Genomic DNA, 5,321 nt, shown 5'->3' with positions numbered 1-5,321 from the left:
ATTTACTCGGGGTACTTTGCCGTCTCGGAAGCCGCGGCGGTCACGGCCTTGTATGTGTTTATTGTTGAAGTGTTGATCTTGCGTGAGATTCCTTTTAAACGCTTACCCGGATTGATCCGTGAGTCCATGTTAATGGTGGGCGGGATCTTAATAATTCTTGGGGTTTCCCTGGCTTCAACCAATTATTTGATCGATGCCGATATTCCAACGCGCTTATTTGAATGGGTCAATTCGCATATCCAGAGTCCTTTAGGTTTTCTATTATTGTTAAATGTGTTTTTATTGATATTGGGCGCATTTTTAGATATTTTTTCAGCAATTGTCTTGATCATTCCTTTGTTGTTACCGGTTGCACTGGGATTCAATATCCACCCGGTACATTTGGGCATTATTTTCCTGGCCAATATGCAGATAGGCTATATGACACCACCAGTGGGCCTGAATTTATTCATTGCCAGCTATCGATTCGAGCGCTCGATTATCCAGTTATACAAGGCTACGTTGCCATTTTTGCTGATTTTGCTTCTCTCGGTGCTAATCATTACTTACTTGCCAAGTTTGTCCTTATTCCTGATTACGTAAACGGCACGAATTGTTGAGAGTATCGTGATAAATTGTAAAAGTGAGCATATGTGGTTATTTGTGCCTTGCAACAAAGGTTAATTTATTGATGTATATAGCAAATTCTGAATAATTCCATTGCCTCGGAACGGTGATTGTGCTGTAATCTCGATAAGCTTTCACAGTATTAAGTAAAATTATGCAAATACTTTCTAACTGTCTGAAATTAAAAACTTTACATATAAAATCTAAAAGGGTTTTTCTGCAGAATTGCAGATAATTTTTTTATCCATGGATCACAATAAAAGTCGAGCCAACCGCACCTTGAGTGCGTCAACGGAATTACAGGTCATCAAGGCCGCAATCGACTTTGCCCAATTGTCTGGTAACGGATCACAAGGTGGCTTGGCCAAAGCCTTGCTGAGTTTGTGCGATATTGCCAAAGCCGACCACGCTTTTTTTATTCCGATTGATGAAGATCTTGCGTTTGGCGAGATTGTTGCGACCGATGATATTTGTTTTAGCATACTGGCTGAAAACCTGAGAACCACCAAGAACGGCATTAACTTAACCATTAATGATCTTCCTAATGTTGCACGCGCTGTCATTCAGGGCAAAAGTTTTGAAGTTCTTGACAGTCTTTTTATCGAGCAAGGGATTTTGAAGAATGCCCTTACGCGTGCACGCATTGGTTCAATCTTGCTACTCGGCGTTGGGGATGCGCATAATTTGCATGGCTTAATGGGGGTCAGTTGTGAAGGGCCGGTTACACGATGGCCGAGTGATGCCTTATTGCTGTTGCGCTTGATCACGGCGAGTTTCACCCCCTGGATGGAAAGCCACAAAACTGCTAATCAGTTAAAAATCACCAATGAACGTCTGGACCTCGCCATGGAAAGCTCCAACGATGGTTGGTGGGAATGGAATAAACACACTGACGAAGTGTTTTTTTCCAAGCGTTGGCACGATCTGCTGGGTTACGGCAAAGCAGAAGGAAAAGAATATCTGGCCGACTGGTCACCGATCTTACATCCGGACGATGTTTCCGAAAGTCAGGAAAATATGCAAGCGCTGCTTAAACGCGAAATCGATTCGTTTGAAAATGTTGCCCGTATGCGCCACAAGCGTGGTGATTATCGCTGGATCTTGACCCGTGCCAAAGGCCTTTACAATCAGGCCGACGAACTGGAAAAACTCCTTGCCGTGCAACTTGATATTACCGAGCGAATTTTGCATGAGGCCCAGTTCAAACGCGAAAAAGAGAATGCCTCGGTAACCCTGGATGCTATCGGTGATGGTGTTATTTCGACTGATACCGATGGCGTGGTCGAGTACCTCAATCCGGTAGCCGAACAACTCACCGGCTGGCATATGGAAGACGCAATGGGTTTGCCAATCAAGGAAATATTCCGGGTGTTTCATGAAGAAACTTGTGAACCAATCGAGAATCCCCTGATGTTGTCCATGCGTCGCAAAAACAAGATCAAATCGATTCGCCCGAGTCTAATGGTCAAACGCGATGGTACCGAACAATTCATTGAATCAACGGCTGCACCCATTCGTAGTTCCAATGACAAAACCCAGATTGTTGGCGGGGTTTTGGTCTTTCACGATGTCACCGAATCTCGCGAACTCAATCGGCGCCTGAGTTATCACGCCAGTCATGACATTCTGACCGGACTGGTCAATCGCACCGAATTTGAAAAACAACTGGCCACCACCATTTCCAAAGTAGACAGCCACAGTCATGTATATGCCTTGTGTCATCTGGATATCGATCGTTTTAAAATGATCAATGATACCTGTGGGCATGCGGCTGGTGATCTGCTCTTGAGCCAGCTAGGCGCTTTGTTTAAATCCAAGATCCGCTGGCGAGATATCGTGGCACGTATCGGCTCAGATAACTTCGGCTTGATCTGTGAGATCAATAGCATGGAAGAAGCCCAGCAGGTCATTGAAGAATTGCGTGTGGCGGTAAATGATTTTCAGTTTATTTGGGATGACCGCTCATACAACATGACGGTCAGTATTGGTCTGGTGCCTATTACCAGCGGCGAAACCACCGTGGAAGAATTACTGACCACGGCCGAAAGCGCTTGCACAGCAGCCAAAGAGGGCGGACGCAACCGGGTTCATATATTCAAGGAAAATGATCTGGACATGATCCGGCGCAAACGTGAAATGCAATGGGCGGCCAGGATCACGTCGGCACTGGATGAAGATCGTTTCGAGATCTTCCGCCAGTTCATCCATCCTCTTGATGACAACCCTGAAGATAAAATGCATTTCGAATTATTGCTGCGCATGAAAGATGAAAACGGTAAAACCATATCGCCTTCTTTGTTCATCGCGGCAGCAGAACGCTATGGCTTGATCAAGCGGATCGATAAATGGGTGATTCAAAATACCTTCCGCTGGTTAGTCTCGGAAGCCGATGAACGTGACCGTTTGGCCATGTGTTCCATAAATTTGTCCGGGCAAAGTATGTCAGACGATAAATTCCTGGACTATGTTATCGAGCAATTTGAATTCAGTGGTTTGAACCCGGAGTTGATCTGTTTCGAGATTACTGAAACCGCGGCGATCGCCAGTTACGCCAAAGCCACACACTTTATCGAAACTCTGAAAAACCTTGGCTGCAAGTTTGCGCTGGATGATTTTGGCACCGGACACGCTTCCTTTGGCTATCTCAAGCAATTCCCCGTGGATTACCTCAAGATTGACGGCAGTTTTGTAAAAGGCATTGTCAACGACCCGATCGACCGGGAAATGGTGCGTACCATTAACCAGATCGGCCACCTGACCGGCAAAAAAACCATTGCCGAGTTTGCCGAGAATGCTGAAATTATCCGTATTTTAAAAGAGCTTGGGGTTAATTACGCCCAGGGCTTTGGCTTCTCGCAACCCGAACAGGTGAATCGCAACATTGCCTGATTCTATTGTGCTCGTTTAATTTTCTTAATCAGCTGATCTCTGCGTTCAATCCAGGGCGTTCAATCCAGGGCGTTCAATCCAGGGCGTCTCAATCGACAAATTCAAAACGCATCGACAGGTCAATGGCGCGTACATGTTTTGTCAGACTGCCAGACGAAACAAAATCCACGCCGGTTTCTGCGTAGTCGCGTAAGGTATCCAGGTTGATATTGCCCGACGCTTCCAGCTTGGTATCGGCCTCAAAATTCTTACAAATTTGAACGGCCAGTCGAATATCCTCGAAACTGAATTCGTCCAGCATAATGATGTCGGCTCCGGCCGCCAGGGCTTCGTGAAACTCCTGCATGTTCTCAGTTTCTACTTCCAGGGTTAATTCGGGGTGTTGTTGCCGGGCATTGTGAATGGCTTTTTCGATTCCGCCGGACGAAATGATGTGGTTTTCTTTGATCAGGAAGGCATCGTACAAACCGATGCGATGATTATGCGAACCGCCACAGCGTACCGCGTACTTTTGGGCATTACGCAAGCCGGGAATGGTTTTGCGTGTGTCGAGCACCTTGCACTGGGTGCCGCTGACTTGTTCGGCATAAATGGCCGAAACGGTGGCGGTGCCAGACAAAGTTTGTAAAAAATTAAGCGCCGTGCGTTCACCCGTCAGAACGGCGCGCGCCGGTCCCTTGATGCTCACCAAGAGACTGTCTTCCGCGACAATGTCGCCATCTTTTACATTCCACTCAAGTGTAATGTTCCCGTCCAGTTGCCGGAAAGTTTCATTCACCCAGGCCAGTCCGCATATTACGGCCTGTTCGCGACAGAACACCTTGGCATGGGCTTGCTGGTTTTCCGGAACCAGGGCAGCGGTCACATCGCCGGAACCCACGTCTTCTGTCAAGGCGCGTTCAACCATGGCGTGAATTTCGGAGGGCGCCGGCTGTTTGGGCGTATTTTTATCGGTCATTTTGCTTTTTGTGTTCGGGTGGCCATTAAAGGTGCACAATTATAAGTGAATCGCTTGTCAGAGTCGCGAGGCAGGGCTTTTTTTGCCGGCATCTGCTAAAATGCGCCTTTCATTTGCACTACACATCGCACAGGAGAGCCTGCTATGGCGCATCAACTTCCCGAACTTCCTTATGCATTAGACGCACTGGAACCGCATATCTCGAAAGAAACCCTTGAATATCACTATGGCAAACATCACGCCGGCTACGTGGGCAAATTGAATGCCGCGATCGAAGGTACCGATCAGGCTGAAATGTCGCTCGAAGACCTGGTTAAAAATGCCGATGGTGGAGTTTTCAACAATGCGGCCCAGATCTGGAACCACAGTTTTTACTGGAATTGCCTGAGCCCAAATGGCGGAGGCGAACCTGAAGGCGCACTGGCCGATGCAATTGATTCTGCATTTGGTTCATTTGCCGAGTTCAAAAAACAATTCAGTGCCAAAGCCGCCACATTATTTGGGTCCGGTTGGGCCTGGTTGGTGAAAAACACCGATGGTTCTTTGAGTATTGCCCAAACCGCCAATGCCGATACCCCACTGACGGGTGATGCCACACCATTGCTTACTTGTGACGTATGGGAACATGCGTATTACATTGATTACCGTAATGCCCGCCCGGGTTACATCGAGGCTTTCTGGAATCTGGTCAACTGGGAATTCGTAAGCGCGAACTTTTCAGCTTGATTACAGACTAACTGCTGTAATGAAGCCAATACAAAGTCCCTGCGTACAGGTATGTGAACTGGACGCAGGCAATGTATGTACAGGGTGTTTGCGAACCCGTGACGAGATCGCCCGCTGGGTTAGCATGAGTGAGCAGGAGCGT

The 5,321-nt window shown here is 47.3% G+C and carries 5 protein-coding genes; 4 read left to right on the top strand and 1 reads right to left on the bottom strand.

Annotation, left to right across the window (positions count from 1 at the left end):
- Positions 1–582: TRAP transporter large permease subunit (locus HKN88_08775; protein NNC98147.1), on the top strand; the 582-nt coding region annotated here is incomplete at its 5' end.
- 270 nt (positions 583–852) lie between these two features.
- Positions 853–3,495, top strand: a complete 2,643-nt coding sequence (locus tag HKN88_08770) for an EAL domain-containing protein (protein ID NNC98146.1) — start codon at positions 853–855, stop codon at positions 3,493–3,495.
- Positions 3,496–3,583: 88 nt separating this feature from the next.
- Here HKN88_08770 and HKN88_08765 read toward each other — a convergent pair whose 3' ends face one another.
- Entirely contained in the window at positions 3,584–4,453 is an 870-nt protein-coding gene (locus HKN88_08765) for a carboxylating nicotinate-nucleotide diphosphorylase (protein ID NNC98145.1), read from the bottom strand.
- A gap of 144 nt (positions 4,454–4,597) precedes the next feature.
- Here HKN88_08765 and HKN88_08760 point away from each other — a divergent pair, with 144 nt between their 5' ends.
- Together HKN88_08760 and HKN88_08755 are read left to right on the top strand one after the other, a co-directional pair.
- Positions 4,598–5,179, top strand: a complete 582-nt coding sequence (locus tag HKN88_08760) for a superoxide dismutase (protein NNC98144.1) — start codon at positions 4,598–4,600, stop codon at positions 5,177–5,179.
- Between the two features lie 19 nt (positions 5,180–5,198).
- On the top strand, positions 5,199–5,321 hold a 123-nt coding region (locus HKN88_08755), incomplete at its 3' end, for a DUF1289 domain-containing protein (GenBank protein ID NNC98143.1).

It is taken from the genome of Gammaproteobacteria bacterium (assembly GCA_013001575.1).
Lineage (GTDB): Bacteria > Pseudomonadota > Gammaproteobacteria > Steroidobacterales > JABDMI01 > JABDMI01.
Note: the sequence above shows the minus strand (reverse complement) of the source record. Positions and strands in the feature narration are given on the sequence as shown.